Source organism: Haloferax sp. s1 (assembly GCF_058382125.1).
The window spans coordinates 1-1,034 of sequence record NZ_JBZRPK010000100.1 but is presented as its reverse complement, the minus strand read 5'-3'; the positions used below and the strand labels follow the sequence as shown (position 1 = coordinate 1,034).

The window sequence follows — 1,034 nt, the reverse complement described above, 5'->3', positions numbered from 1 at the left end:
AGTTGGATTCGGTCGATTATCAGGCATATGTGAGTAGAAAGAGAACCGCATCCATAATGGTTTCCATTACATCAATACGGGTGTAATCGAATCCGAACCATTATCTGAATCGGATTATTGTATCACGCTATGACTGTCACGAGTCGCGCTACCGGCGTTACCGTCGAAGCGCGAAACATTGGCGGAATCGAAGACACGAGTGTCGAATTCGAACCCGGCATCACGATTCTCGTGGGCCGAAATGCTACTAACCGTACTTCGTTCTTACAGGCGTTGATGGCCGCGCTCGGGAGCGATACAGCATCGCTGAAGGCGGATGCTGACGAGGGCGAAGTCAGCCTGACATTCGGCGATGAGACGTACACTCGCGTCCTCAAACGACAGGGCTCGAACGTCGTTACGAGCGGTAACCCGTATCTTTCTGACCCGGAACTTGCCGACCTCTTTGCATTCCTTCTGGAGTCGAACGAGGCACGCCGTGCGGTCGAGCGGGGGGACGACCTGCGTGAACTCATCATGCGTCCCGTCGACACCACCGCTATCGAAGCGAAGATTACGCAGTTGGAGGCTGAACGCCGGAAAATCGATAGCAAACTGCGTGAGAGCGATAACATCGACCAGACCATCGCAAATCTGGAGCAGCGAGAGGCCGAACTCGACAATAAGATAGAACAGGCCCACGAGCGACTCGAAGAACTCGAAGCAGAAATCGAGACCGCAGAGCGGTCCGATGATGGCGACGACGAACTTCTTGACCAACTTAACGAACTCCGTTCGACGCTCGAAAACGTTCGTTTCCGACTCGAAACGGAGCGACAGAGTCTCGAAGCACTTCGAGACGACGAAGCAGATATTCGTGAAGCGCTCGACGAACTGCCCGACGAGACGACCAACTCTCCGGAAGAACTCGAATCTCGATTGGAGTCGCGTCGCGAGCGCGTCCGCGAACTCGAATCGCAGATGAACGAGATTCAAAACATCGTCCGCGCGAACGAGTCGATGCTCTCCGGCAGCAACACGGGTGTGGCGAGTGC

General features: G+C 54.8%; 1 protein-coding gene. It reads left to right on the top strand.

From position 1 onward, the window contains the following. Positions 1-129: 129 nt before the first annotated feature. Positions 130-1,034: archaea-specific SMC-related protein (locus tag QT222_RS00690; RefSeq protein WP_491475975.1), on the top strand; the 905-nt coding region annotated here is incomplete at its 3' end.